Here is a 20,599-nt window from a genome sequence, read left to right on the forward strand (position 1 = left end):
ACTATGCGCCGTGCAGCCGACCATTGGTGGACTGAGTCAAAAAAGCTCGCCAAACTAACAGGCCCTATTTTAGTAGCCCAATTGACTCAAATGCTGATGAGTGTTGTCGATACGGTGATGGCTGGGCAGGTCAGTGCCGTTGATCTCGCAGCAGTATCGGTCGGCGGAAGTATCTGGGTTCCGTCGACCTTGATAGTACTCGGTTTAGCATTGGCATTAGCGCCCATTATTTCGCATTTCGATGGTGCCCAAAAGCAACATAAAATTGCCAATATAACGCAACAAGGCTTTTATACTGCGCTCATTGGTAGTTTGGCCTGTGTGGTGGTTATTTTGGCGGCGCCATTAATCCTTAACGCAATGCAAGTTGAAGATGCGTTTCGAACTATCACATTAGAGTACCTGTTTTATTTGTTGTGGGCGATTCCGGCCTTAGTGATCTACATGGTTCTGCGCAACTTCTGTGAAGGTTTATCGCACACTATGCCGTCGCTGGTGATTGGTGTGATTGGGTTGCTGGTTAATATTCCCGCAAACTACATACTCATTTATGGAAAGTTTGGTGCACCTGAACTAGGTGGTGCCGGTTGCGGTGTGGCAACAGCAATCGTGCTTTGGGTTATGGCGCTTGGGCTTCTTCTTTATGTGTTATTGGCGAAACGCTTTAAGCCTATCGCGCTGTTCAAGCAATGGTATCGACCTGATTGGGATGATATTTGGTATACCCTTCGTATCGGCTTTCCAATTTCAACGTCAATGTTTTTTGAAGTGAGCTTGTTCGCCGCAGCGGCGTTGGTGATAGCACCACTTGGGGCCACGGTGGTTGCCAGCCACCAAATCGCTTTGAATATCTCGTCGTTGGTGTACATGGTACCGCTAAGCTTGTCGATGGCGGTAACGCTGCGAGTCGGTTTTGCGTTGGGAGCTGGTAACCCAGCAAATGCGATGCTTAGCCATAAATTGGCGACGTTTTATGGGATGACGTTTGCTGGCGTCAATGGCCTTATTATGTACCTTGGTGGCGCTTGGTTAGCGGGTCTGTACACGAATGATCAAGCGGTGATTCAATTGGCGGCAACGTTGATGGGGTTGGCGGCTATTTTCACCTTGTCGGATACTTTCCAAGCGGTCGCTATGGGAACCTTACGCGGTTATAAAGATACCAAAGTGGTGATGTTCATCACCTTTTTATCGTATTGGCCGTTAGGTTTAACCGTCGGTATTCTGTTGTCGCTCACCGACGTAATAGTGCCGGCGATTGGTGCTGCCGGCATGTGGATTGGTTTCATTGTCGGGTTAAGTTGTGCCGCCGTATTACTGACTTGGCGTTTAAAAGTGATCAGTCAAAGGTACGACCGCGAGCATCATCTAGATGCTAACGGCGGCGCTGATAAAGAACCTGCATAACGTCATTGAGCTCAAGGTCTTTACTGCGTAACAACACCAGCAGGTGATAGAGTAAATCGGCACTCTCGTTGAGCAATTCTTCGCGGTCGTCAGCAACTGCGGCGAGTGCCGTTTCCACGCCTTCTTCGCCGACTTTTTGCGCCGCTCGCTTACTTCCCTCGGCTAACAGCCGCTCAGTGTAGCTGGCGCCATCAGCATTGGCGCTGCGAGACTGTACTATGCGCATCAATTGGCTTAACAGCGGCTGCTCGGTATAGTCTGGCTCACTAAAGCAACTCTCGGTGCCTAAATGGCACGTTGGCCCTTTGGGTAAGGCGAGTACCAGTAAGCTATCGTTGTCGCAATCAGTATGCATACTTACCAGCTCTAAATAGTGACCTGAGGCCTCGCCCTTGCACCACAAACGCTGTTTACTACGACTAAAAAATGTCACGCGCTGGTCGGCTAGGGTCGCTTCAACCGCTGCAGCGTTCATATAGCCTTGCATCAATACCGTACCACTCAGAGCATGTTGAACTATTGCGGGCACTAAATTCTGTTGCTTGGCGAAATCAATTTGATCTTGGTTGCTTGCTTGAATACGCATTAAGCTTCCTCTAACGGTTGTTCTAACGGTTGTTCTAACGGGCGAATCGCTAGCCCGGCGGCACTGAGCTGTTGTTTTAGTTCGGCGATAACCACGGTGTTCTTGTGGAACACCGAAGCAGCAAGTGCACCATCGACATTGGCTGCTTTGAATACCTCAGTGAAATGTTCAATACAACCCGCTCCGCCAGACGCAATGAGAGGCACAGGGCACAGTTCACGTAGCAATTTTAGTTGGGCGATATCGTAGCCTTGTCGAACCCCGTCTTGATTCATACAATTTAACACGATTTCGCCAGCGCCACGCTCGACAACTTGTTGTAGCCAGTCGGCGGTTTGCCAGCTGGTACGCTGACTCTTACTCTCATCGCCGGTAAACTGGTAGACCATATAGCGATCGGTTTGCGCATCGTAAAAACTGTCGATACCAATCACAATGCATTGTTGGCCGAACTCATCGACTAGGGTATTAATCAGCTCAGGATCACGCAGTGCCGGCGAGTTTATGGACAGCTTATCGGCGCCCATAGCGAGTAACTCACGGGCTTGTGCAATACTGCTAATACCACCGGCAACGGTAAACGGAATATCAATGCGACGAGCGATACGCTCTACCCACGATTTATCGACCACTCGAGCATCGGAAGACGCCGTAATATCGTAAAACACCAACTCATCGGCGCCAGCACTAGCATAGCGCTCAGCTAAAGGCTCAATGGGGCCGATAACCTCGTGGTTGCGAAATTGTACGCCTTTCACCACTTTGCCATCGCGTACATCGAGACACGGAATTATGCGTTTTGCCAGCATTGAAAGGCCTCCTCAAGGGTGAACTGTTCGGTTAGCAGTGCTTTACCAAGAATAGCGCTATCGCAGTTGATGCGGCGCAGCTGGCGCAAGTCGGACAGTTGCGCCGCGCCGCCGGAGGCTTGGATGAGCAATTCGGGATAGTGTCGTTTGAGGTTATCGTAGAGCTCAACATTGTAGCCACCTAACATACCATCGCGCGAGATATCGGTACAAAGCACATGGCGTAAGCCATCTGGCAAAAAGCGTTCAATGACCTGCTCGAGTGTCAGCTCTGAAGTTTGTTGCCAACCATGGGTTGCAACATAGGCCTGGCCGTCGTCAGCGATACTTACATCAATGGAAATAACGATGGCGTCGCTGCCATAGTCTTGCAACCATGCCGACACCAATGCTGGGTTTTGAACGGCTAACGAGCCTATCACCACTCGCTTCACACCGCATTGGAAAAGCTCTTCTAAATCGCTTTTTTGGCGAATGCCACCACCGACTTGAAGAGACATGGGGAGCGCTTCGGCGAGCCGTTTTAGGGTGGTTGTTTGGCGTCGGGCTGGGTCACGAGCGCCATCTAGATCAACCACGTGTAACCATTTAGCGCCAGCGCTCGCATAGGCCTTAGCAATGGGCAGCGGGTCGTTGGCATAGGTTGTTTGACGCTCAAAGTCCCCTTGTTGTAAACGCACCACCTGGCCGTTGATTAAATCAAGTGCGGGTATCAGCATCAGTTGCTCCATAAAGTTCTGCAAACAAAAAGTTCTTTAAAATAGTTGCGCCAACTTGCCCTGAACGTTCTGGGTGAAATTGCGCACCAAAAAAATTACCATTGCGGATCATCGAGGCAAAGGTCATGCCACCATAGCTACTTTCGGCGACGGTATAAGCGTCTGTAGCCACCGCAAAGCTATGCACAAAATAACAGTAAGCTGGTGCCTCAAGTCCTTTAACCAGCGGATTGTCGACCTGAAGACTTAGGGTATTCCAGCCCATGTGCGGTAGGGGAGCATTATTGACCTCGGGTTTAGCGATCATTGCTTCGGTACGGCTCGGAATTACCCCAAGGCACGCCACGTCCCCTTCGGCTGACGACTCGGTAAGTAGCTGCATTCCCAGGCAAATACCCAGCACCGGTTGGCGCAGTTGCTGCAATGTTTCCACCAACTGCAATTGCTGTAAATTACGCATCGCTGCTTTGGCAGTGCCTACGCCGGGAAGGATCACGCGTTCGGCTGCCTTGATCACTGCCGCATCGGCACTGATCACCGGCTCGATGCCTAATCGCTGCAGAGCAAATTTTACCGACGCTAGGTTGGCACACGAGGTATCTACAATGACGACATTCATGCCAGCATACCTTTGCTTGATGGTAAGGCCCCATCTTGGGTGCGCTGAATGGCTTGACGCAAAGCGCGACCGAATACCTTGAACAAGCTCTCCACTTGATGGTGGCAGTTGCCCTCGGTGGTACTAAGGTGCAATGACACCGCCATAGCGTCACTTAGTGAACGATAAAAGTGACCGACCATTTCGGTCGCCATGCCGCCCACATCCGCTCGGCTAAAGTCGGCTTGTAACTGCAAATACGGCCGACCTGATAGATCTATCAAACATTCTGCGCGACATTCATCCATCGGTAGGGCAAAGCCAAAGCGGGCGATTCCTCGCTTGTCGCCAAGCGCTTGACGCAAGGCCTGGCCGATCGCCAAGGCCGTGTCTTCGACGGTGTGGTGTTCATCGATGTGCAAGTCGCCCTGTACTTGCGCGCGCAAAGAAATACCTGCGTGCGTGGCAATTTGCTCGAGCATATGGTCAAAGAAACCGATACCGGTCGCAATTTCGATCGGAGCTTGAGCATCGAGATCAACATCGATAGCAATGGCGGTTTCTTTGGTTTTGCGGGTGACCGTTGCGGTTCTCGGGCGGTCGAGTAATTGGTGTTGAATGGCTTGCCAATTCAGGCTGTCGCGTTGATAACGAAGCCCTTGAATGCCCATGTTTTCGGCCAATTGTAGATCGGTTTCACGGTCACCGATAACATAAGACTCGCTAAAGTTAATACGACCTTGCTGCAAGTATGATTTCACCAAACCTAAGTTAGGTTTGCGACAACTGCAGTTATCTTCCGCAAAGTGTGGGCATATCAGTACATCGGCAAAATGTACGCCTTGAGAGCTAAAGATATCCATCATTAGCTGATGCGGCGCGTCAAAATCAGCTTGGGGAAAGCTATTCGTGCCCAAACCATCTTGATTCGACACCATCACCAGCATGAAGCCGGCGTTTTGCAGTGCTAGTAGCGCCGGAATTACCTGCGGTTCGAATTCGAGCTTAGACACGCTATCGAGTTGTTTATCGATAGCCGGCTCTTCAACCAAAGTGCCATCGCGATCGATAAAAAGAATTTTCTGCTGCGTCATTGTGGCAAAGCCTCCAGTAATTGGGTCATTTCTTCGTTGCTGCCGATGCTGATTCGTACACATTGGCCAAGCCCTGGTTGGCTCGACTGGTTACGGATCAATACGCCCGCGCTTAAGCACTGTTGTATCAGGGTATCGGCATCTGTTACGGAAATAAGAATGAAGTTGGTCACGCTTGGCCAAATACGAATGACCCAGCTGCGCGTTTCAAGTTCGTCCAGCAACCGTTGGCGCTGCTGGGCAATGTCTGCTAGTTGATCGTGCATCGCAGCAAGTCCAGTGGTAGTTAACGCTTGTTCAGCCGCAACAAGAGTCGGCTGTGGAAGCGGGTAGGGCGCAATCACCTTACGCAGTACCTCGATAAGTTCAGGCTGCCCCAGCGCAAACCCACACCGTAGGGCCGCCAAACCGAAGGCTTTCGAGAGCGTTCTCAGCACGACTAATTGCGGGTAATCGGCCAACCAGTTGGCCACCGAGTACTGGCTCGAACTTGCCTCCGCAAACTCGATATAAGCTTGATCAAGCACCACAATCGCACGCTCACCGACACCGTCTAAAAGGGCTCGCAGTGCGTCTGCATCGACTTCGTTACCAAGCGGGTTCGAAGGACTGCAGATAAAAATAAGCTTTATCGGTGCCGCATCAGGTGTATCACAGCGCGCCAACATCGCTGGCACATCCAACTGTAAACTACCATCAGCGGCCGGCTGTAACGGGCAATCGACAACCTGTGCGCCCTGAGTTGCCGCGCTAATCGCGTACATGCCATAAGTTGGCGTGGTCAGCATTACGGCATCAGTCGCCGGCTCACAAAAGCTACGGATCAAGAGGTCGATTGCCTCATCGCTGCCACGACAGCTAAGCACCTGCTCCATAGGAACCCCAGCGTAATTTGCATAAGCTTGGTTCAAGCCATTGCTTTGGAAACTGGGATAACGGTTCCAGTCTTGTTGTTCAGGAAATGCTGGCGTTGCTGGCGCTTCGTTGGCATTTAGCCAAACGGAACCGCCAGACATACTCCGCCGGGCGGATTGATACGGGGTCAATTGCACTAAGTGAGGCCGTTGTAGGCGGCGAATAAAGTCATTCATGATGACGCCTCCAAGCGCAGCGTAACTGCACGAGCGTGGGCATCTAAACCTTCGGTTTCAGCCAGTTCGACAATAGCGGAGGCGAGGCCGGCAAGGCCTTCACGGCTCGCTTTTTGACTGGTGTAGCGGCGATAAAAGTCGACTAAGCCTAAACTACTGGCGCTGCTGGCAAAGCCATAGGTCGGCAGCACGTGATTGGTGCCGGTCGCATAGTCACCGCCAGATTCGGGCGTATAAGGCCCAAGAAACAGTGATCCAACATGGGTCAATTGTTGCGCTAACTGGTCAGGTTCAGCTGTTTGCACTGATAAGTGCTCAGGTGCATAGCGCTGGCTTATGTCAACCGCTTGAGCAAGGCTCTCGACCTGAATGAGGGCACTGCTTGCCAAAGCTTGCCGAGCTGTAGAGGCCCGCGAAAGTGTTGTGAGCTGGCGCTCAAGTTGCTGGCCAACAGCGTCGATAATGGCTGCGCTTGGGCTTAGCAGTAATACTTGAGAATCAGCTCCGTGTTCGGCTTGCGAAAGCAAGTCGGCGGCGACAAAGGCCGGGTTTGCGCTAGCATCGGCAATCACCATTAGTTCTGATGGGCCTGCTGGCATATCGATCGCTGCGCCTTGCGGGTCTTGTGAAACAGCTTGTTTGGCAGCCGTCACATAGCTGTTACCGGGGCCGAAAATTTTATTAACCTTGCCGATAGACTCGGTGCCATAGGCCAGTGCCGCAACCGCTTGAGCACCACCGCAACGATAAATTTCAGTAATACCACAACGTTGTGCAGCATAAAGTAACGCCGGTGATAACTCGCCTTGTTGATCTGGCGGGCTCACCAATACCACTCTTGGGCAACCGGCCAATTGTGCCGGAACACCGAGCATTAAAGCGGTTGATGGCAATACCGCGCTGCCGCCAGGTACATAAAGACCGACGGCGGACAAAGGGGCGTAACGTAACTCACAGGTCACACCCGGAGCTGTTTCTACTCGAATATCCTGCGGCTGTTGTGCTTCGTGAAACCGTCGAATCGTACTGTAAGCTTTATCGATAGCTTCCCGCGTTTTAGCTGGCAGCTTAGCGATCTGGCGCGCGATGGCCGCTGCGGAATAACTTAACGAGGTCAATTGTGCACAGTCGAACTTTTGCGTATAGCCAATGACCGCTGCATCGCCTTGATCGCGTACCGCCGTCAAGATAGTGCTCACGGTGCTATTGAGTGTCGCAGAAGTGCCTTGTACCGGGCGCTGCAACAAAGCGTCTTGCTCAGCTTTAGTTAAGCTTGACCAAACAAATTGCCGGCTGTTTAAGTTGAGACTTTCGCAGTTCATAGTGTTACCCCATCATCTTTTCGATAGGTAAGACTAAAATCGAGCTACAGCCCACCGCTTTTAACTCTTCCATGGTTTCCCAGAATAGGTTCTCGGTGCTTACTACGTGCACGGCAACCACTTCATCACTGTGGCTTAATGGTAAAATAGTGGGTTGCTCAGCCCCAGGAAGCAATGCGGCAACTTGGTCTAATGCCTTGCGCGGTGCGTGTAGCATAATGTACTTACTTTCCCGTGCCATTTGCACGCCATCAAGCCGTGGAAGTAATTGTTCAATAAGCTGCTGCTTGGTCGAGCTCAGTGACTGCGGCCGCTGAATCAATTGAGCTTGGCTGTTAAATATCACTTCTTGTTCAACTAAGCCGTTAGCCTCTAGCGTCGCACCAGTTGAAACTAAATCGCACACCGCGTCGGCTAAGCCCGCGCGCGGCGCAACTTCAACGCTGCCGGTTAACACTGCGGTACTGGCATTGATGCCTTGGCGTTGTAAGTAGTCTTGCAATAAGTAAGGGTAGGTTGTTGCGACACGTTTACCTTCCAGATCCGCGAGACCGTTATAGTTGTCCTCCTTGGGAACGGCAATAGACAAGCGGCAACCACCAAAATCAAGGTTGCGTAGGCGTTTAAAGTCGGCGGGTAGCTTGGTTGCCACCCGCTCTAGGCGCGCTTCTTCAAGGACGTTCTCGCCCACTAAACCTAAATCGACCACGCCGTCCATGACAAGGCCTGGAATATCATCATCGCGTACGCGCATTAAATCGATGGGTTGGTTACTGCTGTGCGCTAGTAAACGGGCCTCATGCAAACTAAATTTCACACCGCAAGCCTGAAGTAAATTCATCGACTCTTTGCTGAGCCGGCCCGACTTTTGAATGGCAATGGTTAAGCGTGATGAATTGGTATCGACAACCATGTTTAAAACTCCTATAAAAAAACCCCAAAAGGTTGCCTTTCGGGGTTTGTAATGGGTGAAGGCAACCACCAAGTGTTAGCCTTCCGCGAATACTTCGAGGCTAACGTCGTCGTAAAAAATGATGGTGGTGCCAAGTTGTATATCGCATTTTAAGTCCCTTAAATTCAGAATGAAGCAATTGTATAGCTCTGCAAATAAGCCTTCAACCCTTAATTTTGTTATGCGAAGTATTTCTTGTATGTAAAGTTGTATAGGTTTATTGATGCGTATTCTCAAAGTATTGCACATAGCCATTTAAAAGCAGTTACGCTAACCTAGCGGGTATCGATCATGCCGAAATAAAGACCGCACTAGCGATGACATCCGTAGCTCAGTATTTTAAGTCCACCAGCGTCTTAGCAAAGGCGTTGAAAGGCTTCGCCCCACGCCCCGCGCAAACGGAAATGGCAACGGCGATTGCCGCAACACTCAAAGCAAAAAGCCAATTAGTGGTGGAAGCTGAAACGGGCACAGGTAAGACCTACGCTTATTTAGTGCCAATACTGAAAAGCAAGGGCTCAGCTATTATCTCGACCGGAACAAAAGCGCTACAAGAGCAGCTTTTTCATCGTGATTTACCGGCATTACGCGATGCCATCGCCCCACAAAAACAAGTCAGCTTATTGAAAGGCCGCAGCAACTACCTTTGTTTACATCGGCTGGCGCAAAGTCAGGCTCATGCCAGTGAGCTATCAACCACGGTTCAGCGCCAAGTGGTTGAAGTTAAACGCTGGGCCGCGCGAACGGAAGACGGCGATGTTGGCGGCTTAAATGCCTTACCCGAAGATGCCGAAGTACTGCCTCATGTGACGAGTACGGTCGATAACTGTTTAGGCCGCGATTGCCCTGATTATGACGATTGCTATTTGGTCAAAGCACGAAAAAGCGCGTTGGAAGCCGATATCGTGGTGGTGAATCACCATTTGTTTTTTGCCGATATGGCACTCAAAGATGTCGGCTTTGGTGAACTGATACCACACGTCGATGCGTTGGTGTTTGATGAGGCGCATCAGCTTCCTGATATCGCAAGTCAATATTTTGGTGAGTCGGTGGGCAGTCGGCAACTGCAAGAATTAGCGCAGGAAGCGAAGGTTCTCTACCTAACTGAAGTGAAAGACTTACGGCAACTCGACAAAGCTGCAGACAAACTATTAGGGAGCTTGCGCGATTGGCGTTTAGCTTTCCCGGTAGACCCTCAGCGTGGTAATTGGCGCCAAGCTCAGCAGCAACCGCAAGTTGCTGCAGCCATCGCTTTGGTGAGTGAGGCATTAACCTTTTTTACCGAAGTTGTGAAAGGGGCCATCGGCCGCAACCAAGACCTTGATACTGTGTATGAGCGCTGCGTACAGTCGCTGCATACCTGGGAAATGCTGCAAGAGACACAGCGGACCGGGTTTAGTTTTTGGTTTGAAACAACGCCACGACAAGTGACCTTGCACCAAACGCCGTTACAGGTGGCAGATAAGTTTGGTAGTTATGTTGCTAATTCCGAAGCCAGTTGGGTGTTTACCTCGGCGACCCTTGCTATTGGCGATGATTTTTCGCATTTTACCCGATTGTTAGGGCTGGAGCAGGCCGCAACCTTATGTTTGCCGAGCCCTTTTAAGTTTTCCCAACAAGCGACCTTGTGTGTGCCACGCTATTTACCGCAGCCACACGAGGTGGGTATGCTTGAGCACCTAATTCAAGTCACAACCCAAGTGTTAGATGTGAATAAGCGCGGCGGTACTTTCGTTTTATTTACCAGTCATCGTATGTTGCAACGTGTCGCTGAACGGCTTGAGACGCTTACCGACCGACCGCTGTTCGTGCAGGGGAGTACTAATAAGCGAGAGCTGTTAGCCGACTTTATTGCCGCCGGCAACGGGGTACTTTTGGGCACTTCATCTTTTTGGGAAGGTGTCGATGTACGCGGAGATGCGTTGACCTGCGTTATTATTGACAAACTACCCTTTGGTTCACCCGATGATCCATTGTTGCAAGCTCGAATTGAAGACTGTCGCTTACGTGGAGCTGAGCCCTTCACTCAGGTACAATTACCCCCCGCGGTGATTGCACTGAAGCAGGGGGCCGGACGCTTGATTCGTGATAGTAGCGATCGTGGGGTACTCATTGTGTGTGATCAGCGACTTGTGACAAAGCCTTATGGGCAACTATTTTTAGCCAGCTTACCGCCGCTTAAACGCACCCGTAATTTAACTCAGGCGTTAAACTTTCTAGCAGAAATAAATGGAGAAACACCTGCATGAGCGCAGTTTTATTAGCCATCGATACCGCCACCGAACAGTGCTCCGTTGCGCTGCGCTATAACGGGCGCTGTTTTCAGCGCGCGGCAATTACACCGCGTGAGCATTCACAGCGGGTATTGGGTTTTGTCGACGAGGTGTTAGCCGAAGCTGGTATTGGGCTGGCCGACATCGATGGTATTGTCTGTGGCTACGGTCCAGGAAGTTTCACCGGCGTACGTATTGGTGTGGCCATTTGCCAAGGGCTGGCATTCAGTCACACTTTACCGGTCTATCCCGTCTCTACTTTAGCGGCACTTGCGCAGCAGGCGATTCGCCGCGAGTCAGCAACAACGATTGTGAGCGCGATAGATGCACGAATGCAAGAGGTCTATGTGGCGAGTTTCACCAATCAAGGCGGCATTGCACAAGCCTTGATGGCACCACAAATGGCTGCGTTGTCACCATTGCAAACACAAGCCTGGCGGCCATCGGCAAATACCGCTGTGGTTGGCGTAGGAACGGGCTGGCAAGCCTATCGGTCGCAGCTTGATCCTGATCATGAAGTGGCGGTGCTGGAGACTGTTACCTTGCCACTTGCCGAAGATATGTTGACCCTCGCGGATAGCGTCGCTGCGGTTGACGCGGCGGAACTTGAGCCATTGTATGTGCGTAACGAAGTGACCTGGAAAAAGCTACCCGGACGTGGCTAAAGCTGCTGGGTACACTGAATAAACTGCAGAAGGAGTACCAACATGATGAAGTATTGGTTAGTCGCACTTGGAGCCTTAACCCTAAGTGCATGTTCGACAGTGCCGGACGAACTCACTGTAGCGGAAGGTACTCAATTGACGCCTTATACGGTGGCACTTGAGCAGCCTGAACAAGCTCAAGGTAAACAAGCGCGCTGGGGTGGCGTGATTGCTGAAGTTCGTAACACCGATAACGGCACTACCATTGAAGTCGTGAACTACGACTTAAACTCCTACGGTCGCCCCGCCGTGAGTGATAGCAGCGATGGTCGCTTTCGGGCGCAAATAGACGGCTTTGTTGACCCCATGGTTTACAAAAAGGGTCGTAGTATTACCTTCACTGGTATTATTCAAGCTCCAGAAGAAGGCAAAATCGATGAGTTTAGGTATTTATTCCCAAATTTAGCGGTGAACGGTAAATACTTATGGAAAAAAATCGATAACAAACCGATGGAAGTTGATTACAGCTCTCTCTGGTATCGCCACCACTGGTACTCACCACCGTATCGGGTGTACTACCCAGTACCCGCGAGAAGTCCTAGCCCTAAACAAGGTGAGAAGAAAAACAACTAAGCCTATGACGCAAAATTACTCACAGGCTCGGCACTATGCTGAGCCTGTTTCATTTGAACTGGAATGGGGAACGCTTGCAGGTTTACAGTGGGGAAACCCAGCCGGTGCACCCATACTCGCTTTGCATGGCTGGCTTGATAACGCACATAGCTTTATACCTATTGCCGAGCAGTTTTTACAATCAGAGCTCAGTGCAAGCCATAAACTTATTGCGCTCGACTGGCCAGGCCACGGGCTCTCGAGTCATCGGCCAGCGGGGAACTACTATCCGTTTCTTGATTATGTTTACGATGTCATACAAGTGTGTGAGCAGCAAAGCTGGTCGCAGGTAAGCGTGATTGCGCACTCGATGGGTGCGTTTGTTGGCAATTTATGGGCCGGTATCGAGCCCCAACGCGTGCAACACCTCTTGGTGATTGAGGCCTTTGGTCTCCTAACCAGTGCAGACGATGCTATTCTTGAAGATATTCGTCAAGGTTTTCGTAGTCGTCTACAGCAACAGTCAAAACGTCGACCTCATTACCCAAGTTTTGCGGCCGCGGTCGCAGCGCGTGAGCAAGCAGGCGACTTTAGCCGGCAAATTGCCGAACTTCTGGTGGCGCGCGGGGTTGAGCAATTGGCCGCTGATGACTACCGGTTTCGTGCCGATGGTCAGTTGCGGACAAAATCTGTTTTACGCTTAACGCCAGGGCAAATTGGCGCCATTTTGCGCGCCATTGAATGCCCTATGAGACTTATCTTGGGGCGGCAGGGGCATAGGGAACGCATCGAACTAGCGTTAGAGCAATGGCAACATTGTGTACCGCAACTGCAATGTGTCGAAGTTGCCGGTGGTCATCATGTACACATGGAACAAGCAAATGCGGTGTGGAGCGAGTTTACTGCGTTATTGGCATCTGTACGCAGCTAGTTTAAACTGGTCCGATATGCGAAGATTGGCAAAAAAATAACAAGGCAGGAGCATTAAAGCGTGGAAAAAATATGGTTAAAACGCTACCCAGCAGGTGTGCCAGAGACAATAGATCCGAATCATTTTAATTCGTTGGTCGACATTTTTGAACAAAGTGTCGAGGCATATGGTGGCAAAAGCGCCTATGTCAATATGGACCGCGAAATGTCGTTTGATGAGCTTGACGCGCAAAGTAAAAACTTTGCGGCGTATCTGCAGCACAAAGGTTTACAAAAAGGCGATGCGATTGCGGTCATGATGCCAAACCTTTTGCAGTACCCCGTTGCGTTATTTGGCATCTTGCGTGCAGGCTTGACCGTGGTTAATGTGAACCCGTTGTATACCCCGCGTGAGCTTAAGCACCAATTAAGCGATGCAAAGTGTAAAGGCATCGTTATTTTAGAAAACTTTGCCCACACGTTGGAAAAAGTGATCGATGACCTTGACGTGAAACATGTCATCCTCACCAGTATTGGTGACTTAATGCCAGCACCTAAACGTTGGCTGGTAAATTTCGTGGTTAAGCACGTTAAGCGTATGGTTCCTAGTTATACACTCCACGGCACCGTACGCTTTAATGACGTCGTCGCAAAAGGGGCTAAGGTAAGCTACCAGCGCCCAGAAATTAGCGGTGACGACTTGGCGTTTCTACAGTACACCGGCGGTACTACCGGGCTTGCCAAAGGTGCAATGTTGTCGCATCGCAATATGGTGGCCAACCTCGAGCAGGTTTCTGCGATTGTCGCGCCCTTGGTAAACGACGGTGAAGAAACCGTGATTACGGCACTACCGCTGTACCATATCTTCGCGTTAACCGCGAACTGCTTGACGTTCTTAAAGCACGGTGGGCGTAATGTTTTAATCACCAACCCGCGCGACATGCCAGGTTTTATCAAAGAGCTCGGAAAACATCAGTTTTCAATTATTATGGGCGTGAATACGCTGTTCAATGGCTTGTTGAATACCGAAGGCTTTAAAGATTTAAATTTCTCGAACCTTAAAATCGCCCTAGGTGGCGGTATGGCCGTGCAACGCTCAGTTGCTGAGCATTGGGAACGAGTCACCAAAAAACGTCTGCTCGAAGGCTATGGGCTCACCGAGTGTTCGCCGGTAGTAACGGTGAACCCGACCGATATTGAACATTATAATGGCACCATAGGTTTGCCATTACCCTCGACGGACGTTCGCGTTGTGGATACTGAAACCGGTGAGGTACTTGAGCAAGGCGAAGAAGGCGAGCTTCAGGTTCGCGGTCCACAGGTTATGGTGGGTTACCTTAACCAGCCAGAAGAAACCGGTAAGGTGATGCACGACGGATGGTTCATGACGGGCGACATCGGCCTGATGGATGAACAAGGCTTCTTTAAAATTGTTGACCGCAAGAAAGATATGATCTTGGTTTCCGGCTTCAACGTGTATCCGAATGAAATTGAAGATGTCATTGCCGAGCATCCTAAGGTGCTTGAAGTTGCGGCAGTGGGCGTGCCCCATGACTCATCGGGGGAAGCTGTGAAGATCTTTGTGGTGCGTAAAGATCAATCACTGACTGAACGCGAAATGATTGAGTACGCGCGTGAAAACATGACCGGCTACAAGGTGCCGAAGTTCGTCGAATTTCGTGACGAGCTGCCAAAAACCAATGTCGGCAAAATTTTACGCCGTGCCTTGCGTGATGAAGAAGAAGCGAAGGCGAAAAACAACTCGTGAGCATAGCCTATCAAATGATTACCTCAGCTGCTGCGCTGGCGGATTTTTGTCGCACCGCGCAGCAGCATGATTTTCTTGCCGTAGATACTGAATTTGTGCGCACGCGCACTTACTATGCCCGGTTAGGCTTGGTACAAGTGAAAGCTGGTGAGGTGACCGCACTTATTGACCCGGTGGCGGTTCATGCCGATGCCGGTGAAACGGGTATGGCACCGCTATGGCAACTCTTTTCTGATCCAAAAATGACCTTAGTTATCCATGCTGGTGGTGAAGACTACGAGATCTTGCACCAACATATGGGACAGTTACCAAATGCTATTTTCGATAGCCAGATTGCCAGTGCCATGCTAGGCGACGGTGATGCAATGGGCTATGCCGCATTAGTTGAACAGCGCTTAGGTGTCGCAATTGATAAGTCTCAGTCGCGCACTGACTGGATGAAACGCCCGTTAGATGTAGAACAGTTAGATTACGCCGCAGCCGATGTTTTTTATTTACACCAACTCTATCCACAATTGCTCGACCTTGCGCTCGCACAAGAGAAACATCAGCTCATACTGCAAGAAGGTGCATGGCAGGCGCATAAACGTGCGCAAACCATTGCCGATGAATGGCTCTTTCTCTATTTGGGCAACGCATGGCAGTGTAATACCGAACAGCTTAGCGTATTGCGTGAAGTGGTTGCTTGGCGGCAACAGCGAGCACGCCACTCTGATTTACCGCTTGGCTTCATTGCGAAAGAACATGTGTTATTGGATATTGCACGGCAGCAGCCAGATAGCAAAAACAAGTTACGCCAGTTCGCAGACCTGTCGCCAGTGACGATTAAATATGCGGGTGATAGTTTGCTCGAAGCTGTGGCTCGCGGTAAAGCAAACGGGCCACTGGCTATCAACCTTCAACGTTTAACCGATCTGCCTAATTATAAAGCCAGTTTCAATGCGATTAAGAAAATCGCTCAAGCGGCAGCTGACGAGTTAGGTATCAATGTTGCAATGGTAGCTTCGCGGCGCCAAATTAATGACGTGTTGCATTGGTGCTGGCAAATTCCATCGCACGCGCAAGACCAATTGCCGTTACCTGACTTGTTCGCAAGCTGGCGAGGGGCTAAGCTCAAAAGCTCGATCGAAGAATTACTTAACTAAGTGGTGGCAATCTATGTTGTGTGCTGTCTATCGAAGCCCTAAACGCATCGATACCTATCTTTACTTGGCGCATCCCGCCGATTTCTCAGTCGTGCCAGAGCCTTTATTGAAGAGCTTCGGCGAACCTAAGCAAGTGATGACCATTGCACTTACTGACGATCGTAAGCTGGCACGGTTGAGCGTGAGCGAGCTACAAGCGCACCTGCAAGACCCAGGTTATTATTTACAGATACCGCCACCACCAGAAAGTTTATTAAAGAAGGAATTGGCAAAATGAAAAAGTTGATCTCAATGGCGCTCGTTGCCGCTGCGGTAGTGCTTACGCCAGTGCAAGTACAGGCGCAAGATGAAGCCGGATTTGCCGATTATGTCGAACAAATCAAGCGTCAAGCTTTAGCAGATGGTTATAGCCAGGCGACCTTAGACAAAGCGTTTGCTGAGGCAAAATTTTATCAGCGCTCAGTGAGCGCCGATAAAAACCAACCGGAATTCAAGTTAACCCTTGATACCTACCTTCCTCGCGCGGTGCCCGAGTGGAAAGCCAAGCAGGCACTGGAAAAATACAACGAACATAAACAACTGCTGGAACAAGTGGGTAAAGAGTATGGTGTTCAGCCACGGTTTATTGTGGCGTTATGGGGTATTGAAACCAACTTTGGTTCGTATACAGGTGGTTTTGACGTGGTTTCGGCGTTAACCACTATGGCTTATGAAGGGCGACGCGAAGAATTTTTCAAGAAACAACTATGGCAAGCGCTGACGATCATCGAAGAAGGCCATATTGACGTTGAACAGATGCAAGGGTCGTGGGCTGGCGCTATGGGGCAAACTCAATTTATGCCAAGTTCATTTATGGCTTATGCCGTTGATTATGACGGTGATGGCCGTAAAGATATTTGGAATTCGATGGGCGATGTGTTTGCCTCTGCTGCAAACTACCTAAAGAATGCCGGCTGGCGTGACGATGTGACCTGGGGGCGCCAAGTACAAATTCCTGCAGACTTCGATGTTTCAATCGCGGAGCTCAAGAACAAAAAGACGCTCGCTGAATGGCAAGCGTTAGGCGTTCGTCGATTAGACGGCAGTGACCTTCCACAACGCAGTGATATTAAAGCCGCTGTGGTAATGCCTGATGACGAAGAAGGGCGAGTGTATTTGGCGTATGCGAACTACGACGCACTTATGCGCTGGAACCGCTCGCACTACTTTGTGGCGGCCGTAGGTTACCTTTCCGATCGTATCCGCTTTCCACGTTAAGCACCATGGTTGCAGCAACAAAAATCGTATGTGTGGGCCGTAACTATGCGGCCCATGCAGCCGAATTGAATAACCCTATTCCTGCGGAACCGCTACTGTTTATAAAGCCACCGAGCAGTTTAGCGAGCTTACCTAAGGTGCGTATACCGACGCATTTAGGAGCCTGTCACCACGAAGTAGAGCTGGCGGTGCAAATAGGCCAACGACTACAAAATGTGACTCCGGAGCAAGCTCTAGAAGCTATTACTGGGCTCACTCTAGGTCTCGACTTAACCCTTCGCGATGTGCAAAACCGACTAAAGCAACAGGGGCATCCGTGGGAACGCGCGAAAGCCTTTGATGGCGCTTGTGTGCTGGCGCCGTGGCTTGCTGTGACGGCCGCGAATCGTAACCTTCTACAGACCGCACAGTTTACGCTTTACTGCGACCAGCAACTACGTCAACAAGGTGACGCTCAGCACATGCTGATGCCGATTGCCGAGTTGGTTGCGCATATCAGCGACGTTTTTACCCTTGAGCCAGGAGACATCGTGCTCACGGGCACCCCCGCGGGCGTCGGCGCTCTTGCTATCGGGCAACAACTCGGGCTTAACCTCCATTGGAACGGACAACATCATCAATGGCAAGGGCAGGTAGAAGGTCATGACGGATAAGCCATTTTGGCAACAAAAAAGTTTCGCCCAAATGACCCATGCTGAATGGGAGTCGTTATGTGATGGCTGTGGCAAATGTTGTTTGCACAAGCTAATTGATAGCGATGATGAGCGTGAATCATTGTACTACACAGACGTGTCTTGTGTGCTTTTAGATACGGCAAATGCGCGCTGTAGTAATTACCAGAAGCGCACAGAGCTAGTGCCAAGCTGTGTGGTGATCACCCCTGAGAATGTACATGAACTCGACTTTATGCCCACCTCTTGTGCCTATCGCCGGCTTGCAGAAGGGCGCGGTTTAGCAGCATGGCATCCGTTACGAAATAATGGTTCACAAGCGCCGATGATCGAAGCGGGTATGAGTGCTCGAGGGCGGGTAGTCAATGAAAGTGAGGTCCATGAAGAGGACCTCGAACTGAGGATTGCAACTTGGCCTTTGCGAGATACAAACTAAACCTTGCGAGCACCAAGTAAGCGTAGCAACACTACCACTACGGCAATTCCAGCATAGATAGCAAAGATAATACGCATCCATTCAGGCATACTCATGTCCATGAACGACCATTTGATATCGCCGCACAAACCGGTGGCACTGAAAAGCTCGGGCAGCCATTGATGCAGAGGCATCCAGTCGGGGAAATTAGGGAATGTATCGCAGACCGCAAAGAATGAATTGGCCGACTGTTGCGCAGCGACATGACCATTCGCAATCACCCAGCCCCAGATTGCCGCGGTAAGCCAGCCGGCAAAACCAACTAGTCGCGTCAGCATAAACTGCGGCGCAAGCGCCGGAATCAAAGCCGCAAACGCCACACCGAGTACAGCGACGCGTTGATAAATACATTTCACGCATGGGGCAAGGTCCATCTGGTACTGCATATAGAGAGCTGCGGCGAACAGACTGAAGGCGCTTAGTGAGAGCAGAGCCCACGCACCTCGGCGCTCGGGAAGTTGAGCAAAAAAGGACATGATTAAAGGATCTCTTTTGATTGGTTTTGCGGAAAAGATAGCGAAGCCTTTGCGTGATGTCGATAGATTTCTGTAAAGCAACACTAACAAAACTTGTCCGACCATTGGAAAGCCTGATAAAATCAATAGTCATAACATTAATAATAATCCTAGCCTTCATTGGTTTTGATTCATAGCAAATAGGCCACTTCATGATCATCAAGGCACAAAGCCCTGCGGGGTTTGCGGAAGAATACATAGTGAAGTCCATTTGGAATGGACATTTTGCGCCAGGTACGATTCTACCTGCCGAGCGTGAGTTGTCTGAGTTAATTGGCGTTACGCGCACAACCTTGCGTGAGGTATTGCAACGTTTGGCTCGCGACGGCTGGCTGACCATTCAGCATGGCAAGCCAACTCGCGTTAACAACTTCTGGGAAACTTCAGGGTTAAACATTTTAGAGACACTGGCGCGCCTTGACGAAGACGGCATGCCTGAGCTCGTGGACCAGTTGTTGTCGGCACGAACCAATATAAGCGCCATCTATATTCGCGCTGCGGTTCGCAATGCACCCGAACGCGTTGCTGAGTTGTTAGCCGGGGCAGAGGCCCTCGAGGATACCGCGGATGCTTACAGTCAATACGATTACCAGTTGAATCATGATTTAGCTATGGCCTCTGGCAACCCCATTTATGTGTTGGTATTGAATGGCTTTAAAGGCCTTTACTCTCGAATTGGTAATTTCTACTTTTCGAATGATGAGGCGCGTAAACTTGCCCGTAAGTACTATGCCGATTTAAAAGCAGTCGCGACCGAAGAAAAGCGTGACGAAGCGGCCATTTTAGTGCGTGATTACGGTTACGCATCTGGTCGAATTTGGCATAGCCTGCGAGGAACTATTCCAGAAAACCTGATTGAATAGAAGAAGCTGAACAGGAAATCAAAATAAAAAGCCCGGCATTTCAAAAATGCCGGGCTTATTAACAAAGGCGAAGCGACTTAGGCGAAGTTTTTCGCGACGAAGTCCCAGTTCACCAAGTTCCAGAATGCACTTAGATAGTTAGGGCGTGCATTGCGGTAATCGATGTAGTAAGCGTGTTCCCAGACATCAACGGTCATGATTGGGGTCACTGACTCGTCAGTCAAAGGCGTTTCAGCGTTGCTAGTGTTGACGATAGCCACTGAGCCGTCAGCTTTTTTCACTAGCCATGTCCAACCAGAGCCAAAGTTTCCAGCTGCTTGCGCATTGAATTCTTCTTTGAATTTATCGAACGAACCAAATGCTGAATTGATTGCATCTGCCAATTCGCCGCTTGGCTCACCGCCACCATTTGGGCTTAAGCAATGCCAATAGAACGTGTGGTTCCAAACTTGTGCCGCGTTATTGAAAACACCGCCTGAAGACGACTTAATGATGTCTTCAAGTGATTTGCTTTCCATGTCGGTGCCTTTCACAGCATCGTTCAACTTGCTAACGTATGCCGCGTGGTGCTTACCATAATGGTATTCTAGTGTTTCCGCAGAGATATGCGGTTCAAGAGCATTTTTCTCATAAGGTAATGCTGGTAGTTCGAATGCCATGTCGACTCTCCATTTCTTGGTTTTGTGAATTTGTTGAACTCGCTTTCATTTTACCATTGAAAACGAGTCATGCAGACTCAATATACCTATGTTGAGGCAGAAAAGTTTAATTCAAGGGTAGTAGGCAACAATTAACTTGTCAGTAGCAGGCTCGATTGCATAGTTGCGGTACTGCAAACTGCACTGCAGATATGGTAAACTTGTTGCTATTAACTCCCATAGAAGACGTA

At 50.2% G+C, this 20,599-nt stretch carries 22 protein-coding genes; 12 read left to right on the forward strand and 10 right to left on the reverse strand.

The annotated features are described in order from the left end of the window. The first annotated feature begins 3 nt into the window (after positions 1 to 3). A complete protein-coding gene (locus tag PSI9734_RS01275; protein WP_173919304.1) occupies positions 4 to 1,407 on the forward strand; it encodes an MATE family efflux transporter in 1,404 nt (467 codons plus the stop codon). Here PSI9734_RS01275 and hisIE read toward each other — a convergent pair. Genes hisIE through hisG form a run of 8 tightly spaced genes read right to left on the reverse strand, consistent with a single transcriptional unit; the run spans position 1,376 to position 8,539 of the window. Beyond that, entirely contained in the window at positions 1,376 to 1,993 is a 618-nt protein-coding gene (hisIE, locus tag PSI9734_RS01280; RefSeq protein WP_173919305.1) for a bifunctional phosphoribosyl-AMP cyclohydrolase/phosphoribosyl-ATP diphosphatase HisIE, read from the reverse strand. The genes PSI9734_RS01275 and hisIE overlap by 32 nt on opposite strands. Then, positions 1,993 to 2,802: an imidazole glycerol phosphate synthase subunit HisF gene (gene hisF / locus PSI9734_RS01285; RefSeq protein ID WP_173919306.1), complete on the reverse strand. Its 810-nt coding sequence runs from the start codon at positions 2,800 to 2,802 to the stop codon at positions 1,993 to 1,995. The genes hisIE and hisF overlap by 1 nt, the downstream gene beginning before the upstream one ends. Continuing rightward, positions 2,784 to 3,521, reverse strand: a complete 738-nt coding sequence (hisA, locus tag PSI9734_RS01290; protein WP_173919307.1) for a 1-(5-phosphoribosyl)-5-[(5-phosphoribosylamino)methylideneamino]imidazole-4-carboxamide isomerase — start codon at positions 3,519 to 3,521, stop codon at positions 2,784 to 2,786. The genes hisF and hisA overlap by 19 nt, the downstream gene beginning before the upstream one ends. Then, positions 3,502 to 4,140, reverse strand: a complete 639-nt coding sequence (gene hisH, locus PSI9734_RS01295; protein ID WP_173919308.1) for an imidazole glycerol phosphate synthase subunit HisH — start codon at positions 4,138 to 4,140, stop codon at positions 3,502 to 3,504. Before hisH ends, hisA begins: the two co-directional genes overlap by 20 nt. Further along, the gene (hisB, locus tag PSI9734_RS01300; RefSeq protein WP_173919309.1) at positions 4,137 to 5,213 is read right to left on the reverse strand and encodes a bifunctional histidinol-phosphatase/imidazoleglycerol-phosphate dehydratase HisB; all 1,077 of its coding nucleotides are present in this window, start codon (positions 5,211 to 5,213) and stop codon (positions 4,137 to 4,139) included. The genes hisH and hisB overlap by 4 nt, the downstream gene beginning before the upstream one ends. After that, positions 5,210 to 6,304, reverse strand: coding sequence for a histidinol-phosphate transaminase (hisC, locus tag PSI9734_RS01305; protein ID WP_173919310.1), 1,095 nt, complete (start codon positions 6,302 to 6,304; stop codon positions 5,210 to 5,212). The genes hisB and hisC overlap by 4 nt, the downstream gene beginning before the upstream one ends. Then, positions 6,301 to 7,626, reverse strand: a complete 1,326-nt coding sequence (gene hisD / locus PSI9734_RS01310; RefSeq protein ID WP_173919311.1) for a histidinol dehydrogenase — start codon at positions 7,624 to 7,626, stop codon at positions 6,301 to 6,303. Before hisD ends, hisC begins: the two co-directional genes overlap by 4 nt. A 4-nt stretch (positions 7,627 to 7,630) precedes the next feature. Then, positions 7,631 to 8,539 carry an ATP phosphoribosyltransferase gene (gene hisG / locus PSI9734_RS01315; protein WP_173919312.1) on the reverse strand — a complete coding sequence of 303 codons (909 nt, stop codon included), beginning with the start codon at positions 8,537 to 8,539 and terminating at the stop codon, positions 7,631 to 7,633. 356 nt (positions 8,540 to 8,895) lie between these two features. On the opposite strand from hisG, the gene yoaA reads away from it, so the two are divergent. From yoaA to PSI9734_RS01365, 10 genes are read left to right on the forward strand one after another with little or no spacing between them, the layout of a single operon-like run. Further along, positions 8,896 to 10,827 (forward strand): DNA repair helicase YoaA, encoded by a 1,932-nt coding sequence (gene yoaA / locus PSI9734_RS01320; protein WP_173919313.1) that lies wholly within the window; start codon positions 8,896 to 8,898, stop codon positions 10,825 to 10,827. Continuing rightward, positions 10,824 to 11,516, forward strand: a complete 693-nt coding sequence (tsaB, locus tag PSI9734_RS01325) for a tRNA (adenosine(37)-N6)-threonylcarbamoyltransferase complex dimerization subunit type 1 TsaB (protein ID WP_173919314.1) — start codon at positions 10,824 to 10,826, stop codon at positions 11,514 to 11,516. Before yoaA ends, tsaB begins: the two co-directional genes overlap by 4 nt. 42 nt (positions 11,517 to 11,558) lie before the next feature. Beyond that, entirely contained in the window at positions 11,559 to 12,128 is a 570-nt protein-coding gene (locus PSI9734_RS01330) for a Slp family lipoprotein (protein ID WP_246194674.1), read from the forward strand. A gap of 4 nt (positions 12,129 to 12,132) precedes the next feature. Next, positions 12,133 to 13,038: an alpha/beta fold hydrolase gene (locus PSI9734_RS01335; RefSeq protein WP_173919315.1), complete on the forward strand. Its 906-nt coding sequence runs from the start codon at positions 12,133 to 12,135 to the stop codon at positions 13,036 to 13,038. A gap of 60 nt (positions 13,039 to 13,098) precedes the next feature. Then, on the forward strand, positions 13,099 to 14,784 hold the full coding sequence (gene fadD / locus PSI9734_RS01340) for a long-chain-fatty-acid--CoA ligase FadD (protein ID WP_173919316.1): 1,686 nt from the start codon (positions 13,099 to 13,101) through the stop codon (positions 14,782 to 14,784). Beyond that, positions 14,781 to 15,929 (forward strand): ribonuclease D, encoded by a 1,149-nt coding sequence (gene rnd, locus PSI9734_RS01345; protein ID WP_173919317.1) that lies wholly within the window; start codon positions 14,781 to 14,783, stop codon positions 15,927 to 15,929. The genes fadD and rnd overlap by 4 nt, the downstream gene beginning before the upstream one ends. 13 nt (positions 15,930 to 15,942) lie before the next feature. Next, positions 15,943 to 16,206 carry a YcgL domain-containing protein gene (locus PSI9734_RS01350; protein ID WP_173919318.1) on the forward strand — a complete coding sequence of 88 codons (264 nt, stop codon included), beginning with the start codon at positions 15,943 to 15,945 and terminating at the stop codon, positions 16,204 to 16,206. Next, positions 16,203 to 17,186, forward strand: coding sequence for a lytic murein transglycosylase (locus PSI9734_RS01355; RefSeq protein ID WP_173919319.1), 984 nt, complete (start codon positions 16,203 to 16,205; stop codon positions 17,184 to 17,186). The genes PSI9734_RS01350 and PSI9734_RS01355 overlap by 4 nt, the downstream gene beginning before the upstream one ends. Positions 17,187 to 17,191: 5 nt before the next feature. Further along, positions 17,192 to 17,839 carry a fumarylacetoacetate hydrolase family protein gene (locus PSI9734_RS01360; protein ID WP_173919320.1) on the forward strand — a complete coding sequence of 216 codons (648 nt, stop codon included), beginning with the start codon at positions 17,192 to 17,194 and terminating at the stop codon, positions 17,837 to 17,839. Then, positions 17,829 to 18,293: a YcgN family cysteine cluster protein gene (locus tag PSI9734_RS01365; protein ID WP_173919321.1), complete on the forward strand. Its 465-nt coding sequence runs from the start codon at positions 17,829 to 17,831 to the stop codon at positions 18,291 to 18,293. The genes PSI9734_RS01360 and PSI9734_RS01365 overlap by 11 nt, the downstream gene beginning before the upstream one ends. Here PSI9734_RS01365 and dsbB read toward each other — a convergent pair. Beyond that, positions 18,290 to 18,808 (reverse strand): disulfide bond formation protein DsbB, encoded by a 519-nt coding sequence (gene dsbB / locus PSI9734_RS01370; RefSeq protein ID WP_173919322.1) that lies wholly within the window; start codon positions 18,806 to 18,808, stop codon positions 18,290 to 18,292. The genes PSI9734_RS01365 and dsbB overlap by 4 nt on opposite strands. A gap of 191 nt (positions 18,809 to 18,999) precedes the next feature. Here dsbB and fadR point away from each other — a divergent pair, with 191 nt between their 5' ends. Continuing rightward, on the forward strand, positions 19,000 to 19,710 hold the full coding sequence (gene fadR / locus PSI9734_RS01375; protein ID WP_173919323.1) for a fatty acid metabolism transcriptional regulator FadR: 711 nt from the start codon (positions 19,000 to 19,002) through the stop codon (positions 19,708 to 19,710). Positions 19,711 to 19,787: 77 nt separating this feature from the next. Here the strand turns inward: fadR and sodB are convergent, their stop codons facing one another. Continuing rightward, positions 19,788 to 20,369, reverse strand: coding sequence for a superoxide dismutase [Fe] (gene sodB, locus PSI9734_RS01380; RefSeq protein WP_173919324.1), 582 nt, complete (start codon positions 20,367 to 20,369; stop codon positions 19,788 to 19,790). Between the last annotated feature and the right edge of the window lie 230 nt (positions 20,370 to 20,599).

Source organism: Pseudidiomarina piscicola (assembly GCF_902806985.1).
Lineage (GTDB): Bacteria > Pseudomonadota > Gammaproteobacteria > Enterobacterales > Alteromonadaceae > Pseudidiomarina > Pseudidiomarina piscicola.